Here is a 20,789-nt window from a genome sequence, read left to right on the forward strand (position 1 = left end):
CTGGTGACGGAAGGGCCATGGGGTTACATCACTCTTCAGCCAGCGAGTAGGGCAGCGGCTGAATAGTGAGATGGCCGCCTTCGTCACCTTCAACCCGCAGCACGCTATCCGGCTCCAGATCGTTATTCAGCACCACCTGAATCCAGCTGATGCCATCATCTAACTGCACTGCAGCTAGCACGCTGCCGGTACGACGCCAGCGTTCACCCATCTGCAACTCCAGCGGGGCATTAGCGTCAGGCAGATGACTGGCCTGACCCGCCAGCCAGTAAAGCGCGCGTTTATTGGCACCGCGATATTTCGCCCTGGCGACCATCTCCTGACCGGCATAACAGCCCTTTTTAAAGCTGATGGCATCCAGCGCCTGCAGGTTGGTGGCCTGCGGAATAAACTGCACGCTGGTGGCCGGATCGATCACCGGAATTCCCGCTTCAATATCCAGCGCCAGCCACTGCTGACTGTCATTGAACTGCGCATCATCATTCAGCTTCTGCTTCAGGGTTTCAGCCATAGCCTGCGAGGTAACAATCAGAAAACGCTCGGCCGGATGGGCAAACCACAGCAGCGTGGTTTCTCCCTGCTGCGCGACCGGTTTCTCGCTGTCGGGCAGGGTATCAAACAGATTCGCCAGCGCGGCGCGCGCCTGAAAACCGGCTACGCCCAGCAACACGGACTCGTCATCAGCTGCCATCGTCACTTTCGAAAATACCGCGTATTTCTTTAACTCGGTCAGCTGGGTATCGCGCAGTTCACGGCGGATCAAATAAGCATAGCCTTCACCGCGATGGAACAGGCGCATATTGCTCCACATTTTGCCTTTGGCATCGCAGTGTGCGGCGGGCGAATGATGGTCTGCATCCAGCGCCGCGACATCCAGCGTTAACTGACCCTGCAGGTAAGAGGTGCTGTCTGCACCGGTAATGGAGACCAGCGCCCATTTATCCAGTGACATCAGGGTTAGCGGCAGACGAGACGACGCGGCAGGCTGGCGCGGCGGTAAAGTAAAAGTGGGCATGGAGATATCCTGTATTAGAAGGTTCATCCGGAATATTGTCTTCAATGTTAAAAGAGCCGACTGGCAATGCAACCTGTTTACGGAAAACGGCGCACAAAAGGCGTGATAACCCTGAAAAGATGCGATCTGAAATGTGGCAGGTGGCACAGCCTGCGACGCTGCGCCTGCGAGCCGCATTAAACCAGGTTACACTAGCGGCCACGTTGTGAATTGTGGAAATTGATGCATGGATATTAATGATAAATCACGTATTCAGTGGGCCTGCCGTCGCGGCATGCTGGAGCTGGATGTGGCGATTATGCCGTTCTTCAAATTTGAGTATGACACGCTGAACGACACCGATAAGCAGGTCTTTGTTAACCTGCTGAAGAGTGACGATCCCGATTTGTTCAACTGGCTGATGAACCACGGTGAGCCAAAGGATCCGGAGCTGAAGCGGATGGTGAACCTGATCCAGCAGCGTAACCATGATCGCGGCCCCGTGGCAATGTAAGCTGCGCCCCTCTCGCCTGGCGTACGCCATACTGTGCGCCTGGCTGGTGGCAGCCATCACCGGTGTCTCCATGATGACACTGCCGGTGGGCGGCTGGCTGATTAAAGCGCCGATTATTCTGCTGTTGCTGGCTGAAGGCTGGCGCAGCCTTCGGCGATTGCGTCAGCGGCACGGTGGATTACAGCGGGAAGGCGTCCATTGCTGGATCTGGCAGGGAAAACGCTGGCGACCGACTCAGCCACTGCGCTGGTTACCGATTGGCGTGCTGCTGGTGGCAAAGAGCGAAAAGGGCGCCACGCTGCGCTGGTGGCTGATGCGGGACAATATGCAGCCTGGCGAATGGCGTGCGTTGCGCGCCTGCTGTTTCAGCAAGGCGCGGCATTAACGTCAGCGGGGCAGGCCAGGCCGGTCAGAGCAGTGCAGCGGTTTCGGTCAGCACCTGCTCGCACCACTGCTCAACGCGCTCATCGGTGACCTCGAACTGATTCACATCATCCAGCGCCAGACCCACAAACTGCGAACCATCGGCACTCAGCGGTTTAGGGCTGGTGAACTCATAGCCCTCAAGCGGCCAGTAGCCGACAAAACGCACGCCCATTGGCTGCAGCAAATCGTGCAGCATGCCGAGCGCATCTAAAAACCACTCGCCATAACCAATCTGATCGCCCATGCCATACAGCGCGACAATCTTGTTTTGCAGATTCAGCGCGGGCAGCTGCGTCCAGATCGCCTCCCAGTCTTCCTGTAACTCACCGAAATCCCATGTCGGGATGCCCATGATCAGCAGATCGTACTGCTCCATCAGGCGCGGGTCGTCATCTTTCACGTTATGCAGCGTCACTAACTCTTCGCCAATAAAATCGCGAATTTTCTCCGCTACGATTTCGGTGTAACAGGTACTGGAACCGTAAAAAAGACCGATTTTCATGCAGATAACACTCTGTAAATACTGACTTTGGCGCAATTGTACCAGAAGCGCTGCTGAATCAGGCATAATGAGCATGATTTTACACCAGACGGCGGAGACAACGTGCAGGACAGCGATCTGACAGAACAGTTTCTTGATGCGCTCTGGATTGAACGCAATCTGGCGCAGAACACTCTCTCCTCTTATCGTCAGGATCTTCAGACGCTGACCGGCTGGCTGGCGCATCACCAGCTGACGCTGCTCAGCGTGACGCCGCTGGATCTGCAGCAGTTCCTGGCCGAACGGCTGGAGGGCGGCTACAAGGCGACCAGCTCAGCGCGGCTGCTCAGCGCTATGCGTCGCCTGTTCCAGTATCTTTATCGCGAAAAGTTGCGCCCGGACGATCCCAGCGCGCTGCTGTCCGCACCAAAACTGCCGCAGCGTCTGCCGAAAGATCTCAGTGAAGCGCAGGTCGAGCGGCTGCTGCAGGCACCGAATATCGATATCCCGCTGGAACTGCGTGACAAGGCGATGCTGGAGCTGCTTTACGCTACCGGCCTGCGCGTCTCCGAGCTGATAGGCCTGACGCTCAGCGATATCAGCCTGCGGCAGGGCGTTGTCCGGGTTATCGGTAAAGGGGATAAAGAGCGGCTTGTGCCTTTAGGTGAAGAAGCGGTTTACTGGCTGGAGCAATATATGGAACATGGTCGTCCGTGGCTGCTCAACGGGCAGACGCTGGACGTGATGTTTCCCAGCAACCGGGCGCAGCAGATGACGCGCCAGACCTTCTGGCATCGCATCAAACACTACGCCACGCTGGCGGGCATCGACAGCGAAAAGTTATCGCCGCATGTGATGCGCCATGCCTTTGCGACCCATCTGCTGAACCACGGCGCGGATCTGCGTGTCGTACAGATGTTGCTGGGGCACAGCGATCTCTCTACCACCCAAATTTATACGCACGTCGCCACTGAGCGCCTGCGTCAGTTGCATCAACAACACCATCCGCGAGCCTGATTCGCGGCCATAAGGATAAAAATGAACAAGCATTTTGCCACGCTGGCCCTGTTAGCCAGCGCCTTTTCCGGTCTCGCACAGGCCGATGACAGCGCCATTCAGCAATCACTTAAAAAGCTTGGTCTGAACCAGACGGAGATCAGTCCGTCACCCCTGCCTGGCTTTAAAACCGTGCTGTCGGAAAGCGGCGTGCTCTATGTGACCGATGACGGTAAACATATGATCCAGGGTCCGCTTTATGACGTCAGCGGCAAACAGCCGGTCAACGTCACCAACCAGCTGCTGGACAAAAAAGTCGAGGCGCTGGTGCCGGAGATGATCGTCTATAAGGCACCGAAAGAGCAGCACGTGCTTACGGTCTTCACCGACATCACCTGTGGCTACTGTCACAAGCTGCATGAGCAGATGGCCGACTACAATGCCCTGGGCATCACCGTGCGCTACCTGGCGTTCCCGCGTGAAGGGCTGAATGGTCAGATCGAACCGGCGATGAAAGCCATCTGGTGCAGCGCTGACCGCAATAAAGCGTTTGATGAGGCGATGAAAGGTAACGCGCCGAAGATGGCCGCGCCAGACAGCTGCAAAATCGATATTGCTCAGCACTACAAACTCGGCGTGCTGTTCGGCATTCAGGGTACCCCTGCGATGCTGACTGACACCGGCATGATGATCCCAGGTTATCAGTCGCCGCAGGAGCTGAAGCAGGTACTGGACAATCAGAAGCGTGGTGGTTAATCGGTGGTAAAACAGGAAGTGGAACTGCGTCGCCGTGAGGTGACGGTTGACGATGCGTTACCGGCCACGCTGCCGCCGTTGCTGAAACGGCTCTATCTGCAACGCGGCGTGTGTGACGCCGCAGAGCTGGAGCGTGGTGCGAAAAATCTGCTGCCGTACCAGTCCTTAAGCGGGATTGAGAACGCAGTGGAACTGCTGCATCAGGCGCTGCTGGATGGGCGTCGCATTATGGTCGTGGGCGACTTTGATGCCGATGGCGCCACCAGTACCGCGCTGACGGTGATGGCGCTGCGCAGCATGGGTGGCGGCAACGTGCAGTATCTGGTGCCTAACCGCTTTGAAGATGGTTATGGACTCAGCCCGGAAGTGGTTGAGCAGGCACGGGCGCGCGGTGCGGCGATGATTCTGACCGTCGACAACGGCATCTCCTCCCACGCGGGCGTTGATTTTGCCCATCAGCACGGGATTCCGGTGCTGATTACCGACCACCATCTGCCCGGCGAGACCTTACCGGCTGCTGAAGCGATCGTGAATCCCAATCTGCCAGACTGCAACTTCCCCTCGCGCGCGCTGGCGGGTGTCGGCGTGGCGTTCTATCTGATGCTGGCGCTGCGCGCGCATCTGCGCACCCAGGGATGGTTTGGCACCACGCGCACGGAACCGAATCTGGCGGAGATGCTGGATCTGGTGGCGCTTGGCACGGTTGCCGATGTGGTGCCGCTCGACGTTAACAACCGCATTCTGGTGTGGCAGGGGCTCAGCCGCATCCGCGCCGGAAAATGCCGGCCCGGCATCCGGGCGCTGCTGGAGATTGCGAATCGTGATGCCCGTCAGCTGGCGGCCAGCGATCTCGGCTTTGCGCTGGGGCCTCGGCTCAACGCCGCAGGCCGGCTCGACGATATGTCGGTGGGCGTGGCGCTGTTAATGACTGACGATCTCAGCCAGGCGCGGATGTTAGCCAGCGAGCTGGACGCGCTGAACCAGACGCGCAAAGAGATAGAGCAGGGCATGCAGAGCGAAGCGCTGGCGCTCTGTCAGGCGCTGGAGCGTGAGCAGAGCGATCTGCCGCTGGGGCTGGCCTTCTATCATCCCGAATGGCATCAGGGCGTGGTGGGCATTCTCGCCTCCCGTCTCAAAGAGCGCTTCCATCGCCCTGTGATTGCCTTTGCGCCGGCGGGCGACGGCACGCTGAAAGGCTCGGGCCGTTCGATTGCCGGTCTGCATCTGCGCGATGCGCTGGAGCGTCTGGATACGCTGAATCCCGGTCTGATGATGAAGTTCGGCGGTCACGCCATGGCGGCCGGCTTATCGCTGGAAACCGCACGTTACGAGGAGTTTCGTCAGCGCTTTGCCGACCTGGTCGGAGAGTGGCTGGATGGCGAATCGCTGCAGGGCATTATCTGGTCAGATGGCGCGTTACAGCCGCAGGAGTTTTCCCTGCAGACCGCCGAGATGCTGCGCGAAGCCGGTCCCTGGGGCCAGGCGTTCCCGGAACCCGCGTTTGACGGCAAATTTAAACTGCTGCAACAGCGGCTGGTGGGCGAGCGACATCTGAAAGTGATGGTTGAGCCGCTGGACGGCGGTCCGCTGATCGACGGCATCGCCTTTAATGTCGATACCACGCTGTGGCCCGACAGCAGCATTCGTCAGGTTGAACTGGCCTACAAGCTGGATATCAATGAGTACCGCGGTAACCGCTCAGTGCAGCTAATCATCGACCATATCTGGCCGCTGAACTGAGTTAAACAGGGCGCGCGCGTCTCCGGCTACGGCAGAGACGCGTCAGCCTGATTATCCCCGGCCTTAACCTGCTGCGCGCGAGGATGCCGCACAAATGCGAGCCCTCTCGCAACCACGGCATCAGCCTGCTGTCTCAGCGCTACAATCTGCCGCCAGTTTCGGGTAAACTTATGCGTTAATTTTCCTGTCCCATCGAACATAAGAAAGACGCTAAAGCCATGTTTGAAATCAACCCGGTCAAAAACCGTATTCAGGACCTCAGTGAGCGCAGCGACGTTCTTCGGGGGTATCTTTGACTACGATGCCAAGAAAGAACGCCTCGAAGAAGTAAACGCCGAGCTGGAACAGCCCGATGTCTGGAACGAACCTGAGCGTGCTCAGGCGCTGGGCAAAGAGCGCTCCTCGCTGGAAGCGATCGTGCAGACGCTGGATCAGATGTCGCAGGGCCTGGAAGATGTGCAGGGTCTGCTTGAACTGGCGGTAGAAGCGGAAGACGAAGAGACTTTCGACGAAGCGGTTGCCGAGCTCGATGTCCTTGAGGGCAAGCTGGGCGAACTGGAGTTCCGCCGCATGTTCTCTGGCGAGTATGACAGCGCCGACTGCTATATCGATCTGCAGGCGGGTTCCGGCGGCACCGAAGCGCAGGACTGGGCCAGCATGCTGATGCGTATGTATCTGCGTTGGGCCGAAGCGAAAGGCTTCAAAACCGAAATTATCGAAGAGTCTGAAGGTGAAGTCGCGGGCATCAAGTCTGTGACCATTCGCGTATCAGGCGACTATGCCTTTGGCTGGTTGCGCACCGAAACCGGCGTGCATCGCCTGGTGCGTAAGAGCCCGTTTGACTCCGGCGGTCGTCGTCACACCTCATTCAGCTCTGCCTTTATTTACCCGGAAGTCGATGACGATATTGATATCGACATCAACCCAGCCGATCTGCGCATTGACGTTTATCGTGCGTCGGGTGCGGGCGGCCAGCACGTTAACCGGACAGAATCTGCGGTGCGTATTACCCATATTCCAACCGGTACCGTCACCCAGTGTCAGAATGACCGTTCTCAGCACAAGAACAAAGATCAGGCGATGAAGCAGATGAAAGCGAAGCTGTACGAGCTTGAGATGCAAAAGAAAAATGCTGAGAAACAGGCGCTGGAGGACAACAAGTCCGACATTGGCTGGGGCAGTCAGATCCGTTCTTACGTTCTCGATGATGCTCGCATCAAAGATCTGCGCACCGGCGTAGAGACGCGTAACACCCAGGCGGTGCTGGACGGCGATCTGGATCGATTCATTGAAGCTAGTTTAAAAGCAGGGTTATAGACATGTCTGAACAACAACCGCAGAGCGCTGATGCCGCCGTTGAGTTAAATAACGAACTGAAAACGCGCCGCGAAAAGCTGAGCGCGCTGCGAGCCAACGGTCTGGCGTTTCCCAACGATTTCCGTCGTGACAGCCTTTCAAACCAGCTGCTGGAAAGCTATGGCGAGAAGAGCAACGAAGAGCTGGAAGCGCTGGGTATCGAAGTCAGCGTCGCCGGACGCATGATGACCCGTCGTATCATGGGTAAAGCCTCTTTCGTCACCCTGCAGGATGTGGGCGGCCGGATTCAGCTTTACGTCTCGCGTGACGATCTGGCTGAAGGCATCTACAACGAGCAGTTCAAGAAATGGGACCTCGGCGATATCCTGGGTGCGCGTGGCAAACTGTTCAGAACCAAAACCGGCGAACTGTCGATTCACTGTTCAGAACTGCGTCTGCTGACCAAAGCGCTGCGTCCGCTGCCGGACAAATTCCACGGCCTGGCCGATCAGGAAACCCGTTACCGTCAGCGTTACCTTGATCTGATCGCCAACGAAGAGTCACGCAACACCTTCAAAATTCGTTCGCAGATTATGGCCGGCATTCGCCAGTTCATGGTAGGCCGCGACTTTATGGAAGTGGAAACCCCGATGATGCAGGTGATCCCGGGTGGCGCCTCTGCGCGACCGTTCATCACCCATCACAATGCGCTGGATATCGACATGTACCTGCGTATTGCACCAGAGCTCTATCTGAAGCGTCTGGTGGTAGGCGGCTTCGATCGCGTGTTCGAGATCAACCGTAACTTCCGTAACGAAGGTATTTCGCCACGTCATAACCCAGAGTTCACCATGATGGAACTCTATATGGCCTATGCGGATTACAAAGATCTGATCGAGCTGACCGAAAGCCTGTTCCGTACGCTGGCGCAGGATGTGCTGGGCACCACGGTCGTGCCTTACGGCGAGCAGGAGTTTGATTTCGGCAAGCCGTTTGAAAAACTGACCATGCGCGAAGCGATCAAGAAATACCGTCCGGAAACGGATCTGGCCGATCTGGAAGACTTCGATAAAGCGGTGGCGATTGCACACTCCCTGCATATCAAAGTGGAGAAGAGCTGGGGTCTGGGCCGCGTCGTGACCGAGATCTTCGAAGAGACGGCAGAAGCGCACCTGATTCAGCCAACCTTCATCACCGAATATCCGGCTGAAGTCTCTCCGCTGGCCCGTCGTAACGACGAGAACCCGGAAATCACCGATCGCTTTGAGTTCTTCATTGGCGGCCGTGAAATCGGTAACGGCTTCTCCGAGCTGAACGATGCGGAAGATCAGGCTGAGCGTTTCCTGCAGCAGGTGAATGCCAAAGATGCCGGTGATGACGAGGCGATGTTCTATGACGAAGACTACGTCACCGCGCTGGAACATGGTCTGCCGCCAACCGCCGGTCTGGGTATCGGTATTGACCGTATGGTGATGCTGTTTACCAACAGCCACACTATCCGCGATGTGATTCTGTTCCCGGCACTGCGTCCAGGCAGCAAGTAAGTCTGACTGTTCTCAGAAAAGGCCGGCCATCCCGGCCTTTTTTATGTCTTCTGTTCGCCTCTCCTCGCCCTGCTTGAATCATGCCGTTCCCTCTGCCAGGCTGAATGTCTCAACCTGGAGCAATCATCATGACGCAACGTCCCGACTGTATTCGCCACTGGCAGGCGCTGGAAGGCGAAGATAACGAACATTATGAAGACAGCGATGAGCGCATGTCGATTGGTGCGCCACTGGGAAGGTTACTGGGATTAACCCGGCTTGGCATTCACCATGAAAGGCTGTTACCTGGACGCCGCATGTCTTATCCCCACGCGGAGAGCGCAGAAGAAGAGTTCATCTTTGTGCTTGAAGGCCATCCTGACGCCTGGATTAACGGCGAGCTGTACCCGCTGTCGCCGGGCGATGCAGTGGCCTTTCCGGCGGGCACTGGCATTTGCCACACCTTTATCAATAACAGCGAGCACGAGGCACGCTTCTTAGTGGTAGGGGAGACCAGCAAGCCTGAAAACCGGATTACTTATCCTCTTAACCCGGACTATGAAGCAACCCGTAAAGACAGATGGCTGAATCCGCCCGAACAGCCTATGGGCAACCATCCCGGTTTGCCTGACAAAAAATCTTAGGATTTAATCGCCTGATCCAGCCAGGTCTGAAATCGCGAGTAGGGCACATAGAGCGCTACGTTCTTATAAAGTGTCTTACCGCTGACATTGTCGTTGATGTTATTGCTGTAGCCAATAATCACACCCGCCAGCGTATCATCCGAGGCGTTATAGACCGCGCCGCCTGACATCCCTTTCACCACACCTGCGTTCGCCGCCACGACGACGCAGTCCGGCTTATTCCAGCTGTTCGCCAGCGTGGTGTTAATCAGGTTCTGCCCGCTGGAGCTGACCGGCATGGCCGAAATGAAACTGTAACCGTAGAGATTCACCTGGTCGCCGATATGGCTGTTGCGGAAGTTAGGGGGCAGGTTCATTTCACTGTTTTTGTGATAGACCACCGCCAGGTCGCATTGCGGATGCCAGGATTTGACCCGGTAAAGGGAGAATTTCGCCACGTGTGCGGCTGTCAGGCTGTACTCCGGCGTCAGCGGGATGGTGGTACCAAGCGTGCCTAAACCGAGTACGGTAGGAATGCCGGTCACGGTCATATCAACCCGTTTTTCAGCTTCTTTACTGTACTCATAATGACCCACCGAGCAGCCGGTTAAGCCAAAAACCATTAAGGCTATGAGTCGTTGCATTCTCTCTCCCTGCGTCAGAGGTTGATTACATCACCTTGCAATTGATTAGGGATATATCGGCAACGTTAAGGATTTATTAACTGAATACGCATTAAAAAGCGTAACCGGTTAACGGAAAATGACAACCTGACCCTGGGTAGCCAGGGCTTTCGGATAGGGCAATCAGGCTCAAAGAGAGTTTTTAGTTCCGGCAAACGGCAGGATTGTTGCGGCGGAGGCAATAATCCTTTGCTGCATGCAGGCTATGTCGCACATCTGCGCTGTGCTGTAATACTCAACGTGACGCAGATCAAATTTTAATAAGCGTCGAGGGGCTGCGCGTCTGTGCGGTTCACCTGCAAATGAAACCGGGAGAGTGTTATGCCTGTAGCATTAATGGCGCTGGCGTTGAGTGCGTTCGCCATCGGAACCACGGAGTTTGTCATTATGGGGTTGCTGCCAGAGGTGGCGCGTGACCTTCAGGTGTCGATTCCTTCGGCGGGCTGGCTGATCAGCGGCTATGCGCTGGGAGTAGCTATCGGTGCGCCGATTATGGCGCTGCTCACCGCCAGGCTACCGCGCAAAAAAACGCTGATTCTGCTGATGGTGATCTTTATCGTCGGCAACCTGCTGTGTGCGCTGGCTTACAACTATAACCTGCTGATGCTGGCCCGAATCGTTACCGCGCTCTGTCACGGTGCCTTCTTTGGTATTGGTGCCGTGGTCGCCGCCAGTCTGGTGCCTGCCGGTCGTCAGGCTTCCGCTGTCGCACTGATGTTCACCGGACTGACCTTAGCCAACGTGCTGGGCGTGCCGCTTGGGACCAGTTTCGGACAGATGTTTGGCTGGCGGGCGACCTTCTGGGGCGTGGCAGTCATCGGCGTGCTGGCGTTTATCGCCCTGATCGTCAGTCTGCCCAACAATAAAGAGGAGAAACCGGTTCATCTGGCGAGTGAAATCGGTGCGCTGGCTAACGGGAAACTGTGGCTGTCGCTGCTGATGACGGTGTGCTTTGCCGCCGCGATGTTTGCACTGTTCAGCTACATTGCGCCGCTGCTGTTAGAGGTGACGGGCATCAGCGATCGCGGCGTCAGCTGGACGCTATTCCTGATTGGTGCGGGCCTGACGGTTGGTAACATCCTCGGCGGAAAACTGGCCGACTGGAAAGTCTCCTTCAGCCTGATCCTCAGCTTCTCACTGATTGCTCTCTTCTCGCTGTTGTTCAGCTGGACCAGCCATGCGCTGTGGCTGGCGGAGATCACCCTGTTCCTGTGGGCGATGGCGACCTTTGCGACGGTGCCGGGTCTGCAGATCAACGTGGTGCGTCACGGCAAAGAGGCACCGAACCTGGTCTCAACCCTGAACATTTCGGCGTTCAACGTCGGTAATGCGCTGGGTGCCTGGGTCGGTGGTGCGGTGATTGGCCGTGGTTTTGGCCTGACGGCAGTGCCGGTTGCTGCGGCTGCGCTGGCAGCCATCGGTCTGCTGGTCTGTCTGATCACCTTCCGTAAATCGGGCGGCGCAGCCGCCAGGGTCCGCGCTTAAGCCAGGCGGGCGGCGATGCGGGCCGGAAAGTCAGCCACCTGCTGTTGCAGATGGCTGACGAAGGCGTCGACCAGCGCCGAGGCGGGGCGATGCTGGGGCCTCACCAGGCTGACGGTAAACGGCACCGCCACGCTGAACTTCCTCATCACCACACCGCTGTCGGCGTAATCCAGCGCCGTCAGCGGATTCACAATCGAAATCCCCACGCCCGCCCTGACCATCGCGCACACCGACGCGGCGCTGTGCGTCTCCATCACCAGCCGCCGTTCGACGCCCTGCTCCTGAAACAGCGCATCCAGCAGCTGACGATAGCTGTCGCTGCGCGACAGGCTCACATACTTTTCGCCCGCAAAATCGTGCGGCGTCAGCACCTCACGCTGACTCAGGGGATGCTGCTGCGGCAACACGCACACCTCATCGCAGGTTAGCAGGGCCAGGCGGTCAGTTCCGGCGGGTGCGTGCTGGGTTTCGGTTAAGCCGATGTCGTAGCGCTGCGCCGACAGCCACTCCTCCAGCAGCGGCGACTCCTGCGGAATCACATTCAGGCTCACATCCGTGTAGCGCTGTAAAAAAGGCTGACACAGCGGCGGCAGCAGCGACTGCGAAAAAACCGGCAGGCAGGCGATCGACAGCTCGCCCTGACGAAACTGACGCAGACTTTCCGCCGCTTCCATGATGCGGTCCAGGCCATACCAGGAGCGCTGAACCTCCTCAAACAGACGTAACCCCTGCACCGTCGGCTGCAGGCGACCGCGTACCCGCCCGAACAGCTCTAATCCCAGTTGCTGCTCCAGACGCGCCAGCTCCCGGCTTACGGTAGGCTGTGACGTATGCAGCAGCGTGGCGGCCTGCGTCAGATTGCCGCTGGTCATTACCGCATGAAAAATTTCGATATGCCGCCAGTTAATGTTCGCCACGCCGTTTACCTATATCCATTCTGCATAGATGCTATTAAAACAGATATTTTTCGCTATGACACGATTCTGGCTTAATGCGGTTATCGCCACAGGAGAATTGCTATGCCACGTTCATTACAGAGTTCCGAAACCGCACTCAACGCCGCTAACCTGCTGCCGCTGGCACGCCGTTATGCCGGGCCATTCTGGGCCTACGACGCGCAGATTATTCAGGCGCGTATTGCTCAGCTGCAGGCTTTTGATGTGGTGCGCTTTGCGCAGAAAGCCTGCTCGAATACGCATATCCTGCGCCTGATGCGCGCGGCGGGCGTGAAGGTGGACTCGGTATCATTGGGCGAGATCGAACGTGCGCTGGCCGCCGGCTATCAGCCTGGCGGTGACGAGATCGTCTTTACCGCGGATCTGTTCGATCAGCCCACGCTGGAGCGGGTAACGGCCTTAAAGGTGCCGGTGAATGCGGGTTCGATCGATATGCTGCATCAGCTCGGCGCGGTGTCACCGGGACACGCGGTGTGGCTGCGGGTCAACCCTGGCTTTGGTCACGGGCACAGTCAGAAAACCAATACCGGCGGCGAAAACAGCAAGCACGGTATCTGGCACGGCGACTTAGCGGAGGCGCTGGCGGCCATTAAACAGCACGGCCTGCAGCTGGTGGGCATTCACATGCATATCGGTTCCGGCGTCGATTATGCGCATCTGCAGCAGGTCTGTGATGCGATGGTCGAACTGGTGATGGCGTCGGGTCAGGATCTGACAGCGATCTCTGCGGGCGGTGGTCTTTCTATTCCTTATCGCTATGGCGAAGAGGCGATCGATACCCATCACTATTTCGGCCTGTGGGACGCAGCGCGTCAGCGCATTGCTCAGCATCTGGGTCACGCGGTCAAGCTGGAGATCGAACCCGGCCGTTTCCTGGTAGCTGAGGCGGGTGTGCTGGTGTCGCAGGTCCGGGCGGTGAAGTCGATGGGCAGCCGTCACTTCGTGCTGGTCGATGCCGGTTTCAGTGACCTGATGCGCCCTTCAATGTATGGCAGCTATCACCATATCTCGCTGATGGCGGGCGATGGTCGGGCGATCGATGAGCAGCAGACACTCGACACGGTCGTCGCGGGCCCGCTGTGCGAATCGGGCGATGTCTTTACCCAGCTGGAGGGCGGCATGGTTGAACCGCGCGCGATTCCGGCGGCGAAAGTGGGCGATTATCTGGTGTTCCACGACACCGGCGCTTACGGTGCCTCCATGTCCTCTAACTACAACAGCCGCCCGCTGATCCCGGAAGTGCTGTTTGAGCAGGGCCAGCCGCGTGAAATCCGCCGTGCGCAGACGATTGAGTCATTACTGGCGCTGGAAAGCGATTAACCCATGAAAATCGTCTCGCTCAGCGATGCGCCACAGTTTGCCGATCGGGTCATCAACTGGCAGTGGCGGGCATTTGGTGAAGCCAGTAGCCGCGACTTTTTCGCCAGTGTGGTGAACAGCAGCCTGAACGGTGCGGACTTTCCGGTCACCTTTGTCGCCGTTGAGGCGGGCAGGGCGGTCGGCACAGTGGGATTCTGGCGCTGCGACCTCATCAGCCGCCAGGATCTTTTTCCGTGGCTGGCGGCGCTCTATGTGGATGAGTCGGCGCGCGGCAAAGGTGTCAGTGAGGCGCTGCAGCAGCATGTCATTGCTTATGCACAGGCGCGCGGCTATCCACGGTTGTGGTTATGGTCAACGTTTGGCGGCTACTACGAACGGTCTGGCTGGCTGCCGCAGGGGGAAGCGCTGGAGTATCCCGATAAACCGGTAAAACTCTATTATCGCGATCTCTGAGAGAGGCCAGCCGCCATGGCGGCAGCTGGCAAAGGAGAGCTTAGGGTGCCGGATAGGTATAACGACGGTGGATTGCCTCAATGCCTTCCAGAATTTCTGCATTTAAGGTCAGATTGAAACTGTCGATATTGACCTGCAGCTGCTCAAGCGTCGTGGCGCCCAGCAGCGTGCTGGCGACAAACGGCTGCTGACGCACATAGGCGAGCGCCATCTGCGACGGGTCGATCTGATGCTGCTGAGCCAGCGCCACATATTCGGCAATCGCCTTTTGTGACTGCTCGCCGCTGTAGCGGGTAAAGCGGCTGAACAGCGTGTTGCGTGCGCCCGCAGGCTGCGCGCCATTCAGGTATTTACCGCTCAGCGTACCAAACGCCAGGCTGGAGTAAGCCAGCAGTTCTACGCCTTCATGCTGGCTGATTTCGGCCAGACCCACTTCAAAGCTGCGGTTCAGCAGGCTGTAGGGATTCTGGATGCTGACGATGCGCGGCAGTTCATGTTTCTCCGCCAGCTGCAGATAGCGCATCACACCCCACGCGGTTTCGTTCGATACCCCGATATAACGAATCTTACCGGCACGCACCTGTTCGGCCAGCGCTTCCAGCGTCTCCAGCAGCGTCACCTGCGCGGTGGTCTCGCTGTACTGATAGCCGAGCTTGCCAAAATAGTTGGTCTGACGCTGCGGCCAGTGCAGCTGGTAGAGATCAAGGTAGTCGGTGTTAAGGCGTTTCAGGCTGGCATCAAGTGCGGCGCGGATATTTTTACGGTCCAGCGCCATATCCGGGCGGATCGACGCATCATTGCCGCGCGAAGGGCCGGCGACTTTACTGGCCAGAATGATTTTGTCGCGGCTGCCGCGCTGTTTGAGCCAGCTGCCAATATAGTGTTCGGTCAGACCCTGGGTTTCCGGGCGCGGAGGCACCGGATACATCTCGGCGGTATCAATAAAGTTGATGCCGGAACGGAGTGCTAAATCCAGTTGAGCATGCGCGTCGGCTTCGCTGTTCTGTTCGCCAAACGTCATGGTGCCCAATCCCAGCTGACTCACTTCCAGCGTGCTGTGAGGAATACGATGATAGTGCATTGCCAGCTTCCTTTTCTTTATGGAATGGAATGTTGTGTTCTCAGGGACTATAGCGCGAGCAATGGCGGGGAAGGAAGGGGGAAAAGTCGGGGAAATCACCTGCCAGCGGGGAATCGGTGGCAGGGGATTAAATCGGGCAGTTAACGTTCAATGATCGTTGAGACCTCATCGCTGTTAATCTGCACCATGTGGCCCGTCTGGTCGGTGTACTCCACCAGGCCGGTCTCTTTATCAATGCTCGGCTTGCCTTCCGTCATGATCATCCGGCCATCTTTGGTCGCCATGACATAATCAGAACTGCATCCACTTAAGAATGCGGCGGTTACCATTACCAGTGCTACTCCTGCCAACCCTTTCATCACGCCTTATCCTCGCAAATGGTCAAGTGCAAACAGTGTAGTAATAAATGGTTTTGCCGGCAGGGTTAATCGCAGAAATCTGAAAGTAACCGGGCGAGCAGGCTCGCCCTTGACTTTATCAGGCGTGCTTTTTCTTACTGCGCATCAGGTTAAGACACTCAACGGCCATCGAGAAGAACATCGCAAAATAAATGTAACCTTTTGGTACATGGACCGCAAAACTCTCCAGAATCAGGGTAAAACCGACCAGAATCAGGAAAGAGAGCGCCAGCATTTTCACCGACGGATGGCGTTCAACAAATTCACCAATCGCGCGTGCGGCGAACATCATCATCAGGACGGCAATCACGACGGCTGCCATCATAATGAACAGATGATCGGAGAGGCCGATCGCGGTGATCACGGAGTCCAGACTGAAAATAATGTCGAGCATCATGATCTGCACAATCGCGCCGAGGAACGAATGGACGCGGGTGTTATGTTCGCCTTCGCTGCCTTCGATCGTTTCATGGATCTCCATGCTCGATTTCCACAGCAGGAACAGTCCACCAAAAAGCAGGATCAGATCGCGCGCCGAAAAGGCATGATCCATCAGCGTAAACAGCGGGTTAGTCAGACGGGCAACCCACGCGATTGAGGCCAGCAGGCCAAGACGCATCAGCATCGCGCCCATCAGACCAATGCGACGTGCGCTGGCTTGCTGGTGCTTTGGCAGTTTAGCGACCACCAGCGACAGGAAAATGATGTTATCAATACCCAGCACCACCTCAAGGATGGTCAGGGTGCCCAGCGCCAGCCAGGCGTTGGGATCAGAAATCCACTCAAACATACCGACATTCAATCCTAAACGAAAAGTAAACGGCGATTATACGCATTCAATTCACCGATCTCCCACATAATTGCGACATCTCAGCGCGAGTGGCGACATTCAGAGGAGAAAATGCCGCGCCAGCAGTGGCCCGGTGAAGCTTTTCTTTAAATAGAAACCGCGCGGCAGCGTCATGATGGGCTGGCCCTGATCGCCTATCCCCTCTGTCAGCGCTTTGCTGTTGGCGGCTTTAGGGCGGATCTGCAGCCAGGCGCCATGACGTGCGGTAATCTGCTCAACGCGTCCCAGCACAATCATATCCATCAGCTCTTCCCAGTCCTGACGCAGCATTTCATCTTCTTCCGCATCCGGACTCCACAACAGCGGCGCGCCGACGCGACGTTCCCGCAGCGGAATCTCCCGCCCGCCTTCAACCGGGATCCACAACACCCGCGCCAGTTTGTGACGCACATGGCTGGTGAGCCAGGTGACGCCGCTGTTGCCGGTCAGCGGTGCGACGCAGACAAAGGTGGTTTCCAGCGGTTTTCCCTGCGCATCAATCGGGATGGTTTTCAGTTCGATACCCAGATGGGCAAAGTCCTGTTCCGCTTTGCTGCCTGCGCTGGCACCGAGATGCAGTTCCAGCAGCATGCCGACCCAGCCTTTGTCGCGCTTAAGATCCACAGGCATGGGCAGACCGGCGCGAGCGGCCAGCGCTTCCAGTGTTAGCCCGGCTAAGTGCTGTGCGCGTGCCAGCAGGCTGGCCTCATCTTCGGGTGGTCCTGGCAGGTAACTCATGTTGATTACTCGCAATGATTAAAATTTGTACAGTGGCGGCTGGGTATATCTTTTCGCTAAAATAAACCGCGTCAGGGATCGATAATAACATGATAGATCATGCTTTTTTTAGCGGATCGCCTTCCCACTTTCAGCGGACAGTCAGGGTTATCCCAGCTTACCCGCAACAATGAACAGGATCTCCAGCCCGGTTATCCACAGAAAAATGGGATAACCCCCGTTTCCGTGCGGTACTGGTTCCATTTACAGCCTTGACTTTTCCCGAACTGAGCATAATTTCGCCTCTCTGGCCTAACCCTGAGCGATTAACTGTGGATAAAAAGCAGTGTGCTTATATTTTAAGCAATTGTCAGCTGGCGCGAAAATATTCGCGATGTATGAAACTTTTATGGCGGGCGGGATCGATTTAATTCTATTAAAAATCATAGTGATGAGCTGTTAACGCTTTTCGGTCCGCAGGTGACCTCAGAAAAGGTTATTCAGTTAACTCCCGCGTTCTGCACAAAGCTATCCACAGAAAACGTGAATAAGATCGATCTTTTTCGCAGTCTTTGTTTATAACTTTGCCTTTTTCTGTGAGTTATCCCGGCTTTGATGGCTGAACCCCCCATGAATCCAGTGGTTTACCGCCTGTAAGGAGTGTGAAACAATCAGCGCATTCAAATTTTGCTTTGAGGTAGTCCGGTGATCGATGATGATGGCTACCGCCCGAATGTTGGTATCGTAATCTGTAACCGGCAGGGACAAGTGTTATGGGCCAGGCGCTTTGGACAGCACTCCTGGCAATTTCCTCAGGGAGGCATCAATCCCGGTGAAACCGCAGAACAGGCGATGTATCGCGAACTGTTCGAAGAGGTCGGCTTACACCGGAAAGATGTTCGAATACTTGCCTCTACCCGCAACTGGTTGCGTTACAAGTTGCCAAAACGTTTGGTGCGTTGGGACACAAAGCCGGTATGTATCGGCCAGAAACAAAAGTGGTTTCTTCTGCAGTTAATGTGTAATGACGCGGATATCAATGTACAGCACAGCAGCACGCCGGAATTTGACGGCTGGCGCTGGGTCAGTTTCTGGTATCCGGTGCGTCAGGTTGTCTCCTTTAAGCGCGACGTCTATCGTCGGGTAATGAAGGAATTCGCTGGCGTGGTGATGTCTATGCAGGAGAGTGCGGGGCAGCGAAATAATCCTGCCCATCGACGTAAGAGAGGATAGGCCACGCCCTTTATGCTCACTCAGTTGCGCGAAATTGTAGAAAAAGTGGCGAGTGCGCCGCGTCTCAATGAAGCACTCGACATCCTGGTCAATGAGATCTGTCTGGCGATGGATACGGAAGTCTGTTCCGTTTACCTCGCCGACCAGGACCGTCGCTGCTATTACCTGATGGCGACGCGCGGACTCAAAAAACCGCGTGGCCGCACCGTAACGCTGGCATTTGACGAAGGTATCGTCGGTTTAGTGGGCCGTCTGGCCGAACCGATCAACCTTGCTGACGCCCAGAGTCACCCCAGCTTTAAATATATCCCCGCAGTGAAAGAGGAGCGCTATCGCTCCTTCCTCGGCGTGCCTGTGATCAGCCGTCGCCAGCTTCTTGGCGTGCTGGTCGTGCAGCAGCGCGAACACCGTCAGTTTGATGAAAGCGAAGAGTCATTCCTGGTCACGCTGGCTACCCAGATGGCGGCCCTGCTGTCGCAATCTCAGATGGGTCAGCTGTTTGGTCAGTTCCGCCAGACGCGGGTGCGCGCGATTGCCGCAGCACCGGGTGTTGCGGTGGCGCCAGGCTGGGTCGATGAAACGCAGCCTCTGCTCGATCAGGTATCGGCCGCCTCAACGCTGGATGTTCAGCGTGAACGAGAGCGTCTGTCGCTCGCCATGAGCGAAGCAACCAATGAATTTCGCCGTTTCAGCAAACGTTTCAGCGCCAGCGCACAGAAAGAGAGCGCGGCCATTTTCGATCTCTACTCTCACCTGTTAACCGATGCCCGTCTGAAGAAAGATCTGTTCGATGAGATCGAGCGCGGATCGGTCGCCGAATGGGCGGTAAAACAGGTGATCGAGAAGTTTGCTGAACAATTCGCGAGCCTGACGGACAACTACCTGCGAGAACGTGCAGGCGATCTGCGGGTACTGGGCCAGCGTCTGCTGTTCCACCTCGATGACACCCTGGTCGGCACCAATGCCTGGCCGGAACGCTTCGTGCTGGTGGCCGATGAGCTGACCGCCACCACCTTAGCTGAGTTGCCGCAGGAGCGGCTGGCGGGCGTGGTGGTGCGTGACGGCGCAGCCAACTCCCATGCGGCGATCCTGACCCGTGCGATGGGGATCCCGACGGTCATGGGCGCTGACATCCAGCCTCATCAGCTCAACAAACGCCTGCTGATCGTCGATGGTTATCGCGGCGAACTGCTGATCGATCCTGAGCCGGTACTGGTGCAGGAGTATCAGCGGCTGATCAGCGAAGAAAACGCGCTGAGCAAAATGGCGGAAGGTTTAGTCGATCAGCCGGGTGAGCTGAAAAGTGGCGAACGCGTGCAGGTGATGCTGAATGCTGGTTTAAGCCCGGAGCATGAGCAGACGGTAGGCGACTGGGTGGATGGCATTGGCCTCTACCGCACCGAAATCCCGTTTATGCTGCAGAATGGCTTCCCCTCAGAAGAGGAGCAGGTGGCGCAGTATCAGGGCATGTTGCAGCTGTTCCGCAACAAGCCGGTGACGCTGCGAACGCTGGATGTGGGGGCAGATAAACAGCTGCCTTACATGCCGATCAGTGAAGAGAATCCCTGCCTGGGCTGGCGCGGCATCCGCCTGACGCTGGATCAGCCGGAAATTTTCCTGGTGCAGGTACGCGCGATGCTGCGTGCCAATGCCGCCTCCGGCAACCTCAGTATTCTGCTGCCGATGATCAGTCATATTGATGAGATCGACGACGCCAGACAGCTGATCGATCGCGCCGGACGTGAAGTGGAAGAGATGCTGGGCTTCCCGATTCCGAAGCCGCGAATCGGTATCATGATCGAAGTGCCGTCGATGCTGTTTATGATCCCGCATCTGGCGTCACGGGTCGATTTTATCTCGGTGGGCACCAACGACCTGACACAGTATCTGCTGGCGGTGGACCGCAACAACACCCGTGTGGCGAACCTTTATGATTCGCTGCATCCGGCGATGCTGCGTGCCCTGAATGCGATTGCACAGGAAGCCCGCCTGGCCAATCTGGAATTATGTCTGTGTGGTGAAATGGCGGGCGATCCGATGTGCGTCGCACTGCTGGTCGGCCTGGGGTATCACCATCTCAGCATGAACGGTAAAAACGTACCGCGCGTGAAGTACCTGCTGCGTCATCTGGATCACGAAGAAGCGCAGAAGCTCAGTGAGCAGGGCATGAATGCCCACACCGCCACAGAAGTTCGCCATCTGGTCTCGACCTTTATGGAGCGGAGGGGATTAGGTGGTTTGATTCGCGGCGGTCGTTAAAACACGAAGCCCGGCGGGTTATTCGC

Annotated in this window: 21 protein-coding genes; 13 read left to right on the forward strand and 8 right to left on the reverse strand. The window is 56.9% G+C overall.

Annotation, left to right across the window (positions count from 1 at the left end):
* Positions 1-28: 28 nt before the first annotated feature.
* Positions 29-1,015 carry a tRNA-modifying protein YgfZ gene (gene ygfZ, locus PU624_RS07590; RefSeq protein WP_283547157.1) on the reverse strand — a complete coding sequence of 329 codons (987 nt, stop codon included), beginning with the start codon at positions 1,013-1,015 and terminating at the stop codon, positions 29-31.
* A gap of 226 nt (positions 1,016-1,241) precedes the next feature.
* Between ygfZ and sdhE the strand changes: the two genes are divergently transcribed.
* Positions 1,242-1,508, forward strand: a complete 267-nt coding sequence (gene sdhE, locus PU624_RS07595; protein ID WP_003852881.1) for an FAD assembly factor SdhE — start codon at positions 1,242-1,244, stop codon at positions 1,506-1,508.
* The gene (locus PU624_RS07600) at positions 1,483-1,893 is read left to right on the forward strand and encodes a protein YgfX (protein WP_283547158.1); all 411 of its coding nucleotides are present in this window, start codon (positions 1,483-1,485) and stop codon (positions 1,891-1,893) included. Before sdhE ends, PU624_RS07600 begins: the two co-directional genes overlap by 26 nt.
* A 24-nt stretch (positions 1,894-1,917) precedes the next feature.
* On the opposite strand, the gene fldB is transcribed toward PU624_RS07600, so the two are convergent.
* Positions 1,918-2,436 (reverse strand): flavodoxin FldB, encoded by a 519-nt coding sequence (gene fldB / locus PU624_RS07605; protein ID WP_003852885.1) that lies wholly within the window; start codon positions 2,434-2,436, stop codon positions 1,918-1,920.
* A gap of 102 nt (positions 2,437-2,538) precedes the next feature.
* On the opposite strand from fldB, the gene xerD reads away from it, so the two are divergent.
* From xerD to PU624_RS07635, 6 genes are all read left to right on the forward strand, one after another.
* On the forward strand, positions 2,539-3,432 hold the full coding sequence (xerD, locus tag PU624_RS07610) for a site-specific tyrosine recombinase XerD (protein ID WP_003852887.1): 894 nt from the start codon (positions 2,539-2,541) through the stop codon (positions 3,430-3,432).
* A gap of 21 nt (positions 3,433-3,453) precedes the next feature.
* A complete protein-coding gene (gene dsbC, locus PU624_RS07615) occupies positions 3,454-4,167 on the forward strand; it encodes a bifunctional protein-disulfide isomerase/oxidoreductase DsbC (protein ID WP_283547159.1) in 714 nt (237 codons plus the stop codon).
* 3 nt (positions 4,168-4,170) lie between these two features.
* The gene (gene recJ / locus PU624_RS07620) at positions 4,171-5,907 is read left to right on the forward strand and encodes a single-stranded-DNA-specific exonuclease RecJ (protein ID WP_283547160.1); all 1,737 of its coding nucleotides are present in this window, start codon (positions 4,171-4,173) and stop codon (positions 5,905-5,907) included.
* A gap of 218 nt (positions 5,908-6,125) precedes the next feature.
* A protein-coding gene (gene prfB, locus PU624_RS07625; protein ID WP_099257461.1) for a peptide chain release factor 2 occupies positions 6,126-7,224 on the forward strand; the annotation gives its coding sequence in 2 pieces (ribosomal slippage) (positions 6,126-6,200 and positions 6,202-7,224; 1,098 coding nt in all).
* A gap of 2 nt (positions 7,225-7,226) precedes the next feature.
* The gene (gene lysS / locus PU624_RS07630; RefSeq protein ID WP_283547161.1) at positions 7,227-8,747 is read left to right on the forward strand and encodes a lysine--tRNA ligase; all 1,521 of its coding nucleotides are present in this window, start codon (positions 7,227-7,229) and stop codon (positions 8,745-8,747) included.
* A 128-nt stretch (positions 8,748-8,875) separates the two neighbouring features.
* Positions 8,876-9,370, forward strand: coding sequence for a cupin domain-containing protein (locus PU624_RS07635; RefSeq protein WP_283547162.1), 495 nt, complete (start codon positions 8,876-8,878; stop codon positions 9,368-9,370).
* Here PU624_RS07635 and PU624_RS07640 read toward each other — a convergent pair.
* A complete protein-coding gene (locus PU624_RS07640) occupies positions 9,367-9,993 on the reverse strand; it encodes a serine protease (RefSeq protein WP_283547163.1) in 627 nt (208 codons plus the stop codon). The two genes, PU624_RS07635 and PU624_RS07640, sit on opposite strands and share 4 nt — an antisense overlap.
* A 360-nt stretch (positions 9,994-10,353) precedes the next feature.
* On the opposite strand from PU624_RS07640, the gene PU624_RS07645 reads away from it, so the two are divergent.
* Entirely contained in the window at positions 10,354-11,517 is a 1,164-nt protein-coding gene (locus PU624_RS07645; RefSeq protein ID WP_283547164.1) for an MFS transporter, read from the forward strand.
* On the opposite strand, the gene PU624_RS07650 is transcribed toward PU624_RS07645, so the two are convergent.
* Positions 11,514-12,434 carry a LysR family transcriptional regulator gene (locus PU624_RS07650; protein WP_283547165.1) on the reverse strand — a complete coding sequence of 307 codons (921 nt, stop codon included), beginning with the start codon at positions 12,432-12,434 and terminating at the stop codon, positions 11,514-11,516. The genes PU624_RS07645 and PU624_RS07650 overlap by 4 nt on opposite strands.
* 102 nt (positions 12,435-12,536) lie before the next feature.
* On the opposite strand from PU624_RS07650, the gene lysA reads away from it, so the two are divergent.
* Entirely contained in the window at positions 12,537-13,793 is a 1,257-nt protein-coding gene (gene lysA / locus PU624_RS07655) for a diaminopimelate decarboxylase (protein WP_283547166.1), read from the forward strand.
* A gap of 3 nt (positions 13,794-13,796) precedes the next feature.
* Positions 13,797-14,246, forward strand: coding sequence for a GNAT family N-acetyltransferase (locus PU624_RS07660; RefSeq protein ID WP_283547167.1), 450 nt, complete (start codon positions 13,797-13,799; stop codon positions 14,244-14,246).
* A gap of 40 nt (positions 14,247-14,286) precedes the next feature.
* On the opposite strand, the gene PU624_RS07665 is transcribed toward PU624_RS07660, so the two are convergent.
* The 4 genes from PU624_RS07665 to mutH form a co-directional block, all read right to left on the reverse strand.
* A complete protein-coding gene (locus PU624_RS07665; protein ID WP_090965805.1) occupies positions 14,287-15,327 on the reverse strand; it encodes an NADP(H)-dependent aldo-keto reductase in 1,041 nt (346 codons plus the stop codon).
* A gap of 140 nt (positions 15,328-15,467) precedes the next feature.
* Entirely contained in the window at positions 15,468-15,686 is a 219-nt protein-coding gene (locus PU624_RS07670; RefSeq protein WP_003853956.1) for a YgdI/YgdR family lipoprotein, read from the reverse strand.
* Between the two features lie 118 nt (positions 15,687-15,804).
* Positions 15,805-16,515, reverse strand: a complete 711-nt coding sequence (locus PU624_RS07675) for a TerC family protein (RefSeq protein ID WP_003853954.1) — start codon at positions 16,513-16,515, stop codon at positions 15,805-15,807.
* A gap of 99 nt (positions 16,516-16,614) precedes the next feature.
* Positions 16,615-17,292, reverse strand: a complete 678-nt coding sequence (gene mutH, locus PU624_RS07680; RefSeq protein ID WP_283547168.1) for a DNA mismatch repair endonuclease MutH — start codon at positions 17,290-17,292, stop codon at positions 16,615-16,617.
* Between the two features lie 684 nt (positions 17,293-17,976).
* Here mutH and rppH point away from each other — a divergent pair.
* Positions 17,977-18,504: an RNA pyrophosphohydrolase gene (rppH, locus tag PU624_RS07685; protein WP_009087042.1), complete on the forward strand. Its 528-nt coding sequence runs from the start codon at positions 17,977-17,979 to the stop codon at positions 18,502-18,504.
* 12 nt (positions 18,505-18,516) lie between these two features.
* Positions 18,517-20,763 carry a phosphoenolpyruvate--protein phosphotransferase gene (gene ptsP / locus PU624_RS07690; protein WP_283547169.1) on the forward strand — a complete coding sequence of 749 codons (2,247 nt, stop codon included), beginning with the start codon at positions 18,517-18,519 and terminating at the stop codon, positions 20,761-20,763.
* Positions 20,764-20,789: the final 26 nt, after the last annotated feature.

Origin of the sequence: Pantoea sp. Lij88, from assembly GCF_030062155.1 — a bacterium.
In the GTDB taxonomy this organism is placed as follows: Bacteria; Pseudomonadota; Gammaproteobacteria; order Enterobacterales; family Enterobacteriaceae; genus Pantoea.

Bases quoted from the DNA above. Each gene is read 5' to 3' on its own strand.
- PU624_RS07670 (WP_003853956.1), bottom strand. From the start codon at position 15,686: ATGAAAGGGTTGGCAGGAGTAGCACTGGTAATGGTAACCGCCGCATTC.
- mutH (WP_283547168.1), bottom strand. From the start codon at position 17,292: ATGAGTTACCTGCCAGGACCACCCGAAGATGAGGCCAGCCTGCTGGCA.
- PU624_RS07600 (WP_283547158.1), top strand. From the start codon at position 1,483: ATGATCGCGGCCCCGTGGCAATGTAAGCTGCGCCCCTCTCGCCTGGCG.
- dsbC (WP_283547159.1), top strand. From the start codon at position 3,454: ATGAACAAGCATTTTGCCACGCTGGCCCTGTTAGCCAGCGCCTTTTCC.
- ygfZ (WP_283547157.1), bottom strand. From the start codon at position 1,015: ATGCCCACTTTTACTTTACCGCCGCGCCAGCCTGCCGCGTCGTCTCGT.
- PU624_RS07675 (WP_003853954.1), bottom strand. From the start codon at position 16,515: ATGTTTGAGTGGATTTCTGATCCCAACGCCTGGCTGGCGCTGGGCACC.
- lysS (WP_283547161.1), top strand. From the start codon at position 7,227: ATGTCTGAACAACAACCGCAGAGCGCTGATGCCGCCGTTGAGTTAAAT.
- PU624_RS07640 (WP_283547163.1), bottom strand. From the start codon at position 9,993: ATGCAACGACTCATAGCCTTAATGGTTTTTGGCTTAACCGGCTGCTCG.
- sdhE (WP_003852881.1), top strand. From the start codon at position 1,242: ATGGATATTAATGATAAATCACGTATTCAGTGGGCCTGCCGTCGCGGC.
- ptsP (WP_283547169.1), top strand. From the start codon at position 18,517: ATGCTCACTCAGTTGCGCGAAATTGTAGAAAAAGTGGCGAGTGCGCCG.
- PU624_RS07645 (WP_283547164.1), top strand. From the start codon at position 10,354: ATGCCTGTAGCATTAATGGCGCTGGCGTTGAGTGCGTTCGCCATCGGA.
- PU624_RS07665 (WP_090965805.1), bottom strand. From the start codon at position 15,327: ATGCACTATCATCGTATTCCTCACAGCACGCTGGAAGTGAGTCAGCTG.
- lysA (WP_283547166.1), top strand. From the start codon at position 12,537: ATGCCACGTTCATTACAGAGTTCCGAAACCGCACTCAACGCCGCTAAC.
- PU624_RS07660 (WP_283547167.1), top strand. From the start codon at position 13,797: ATGAAAATCGTCTCGCTCAGCGATGCGCCACAGTTTGCCGATCGGGTC.
- fldB (WP_003852885.1), bottom strand. From the start codon at position 2,436: ATGAAAATCGGTCTTTTTTACGGTTCCAGTACCTGTTACACCGAAATC.
- PU624_RS07635 (WP_283547162.1), top strand. From the start codon at position 8,876: ATGACGCAACGTCCCGACTGTATTCGCCACTGGCAGGCGCTGGAAGGC.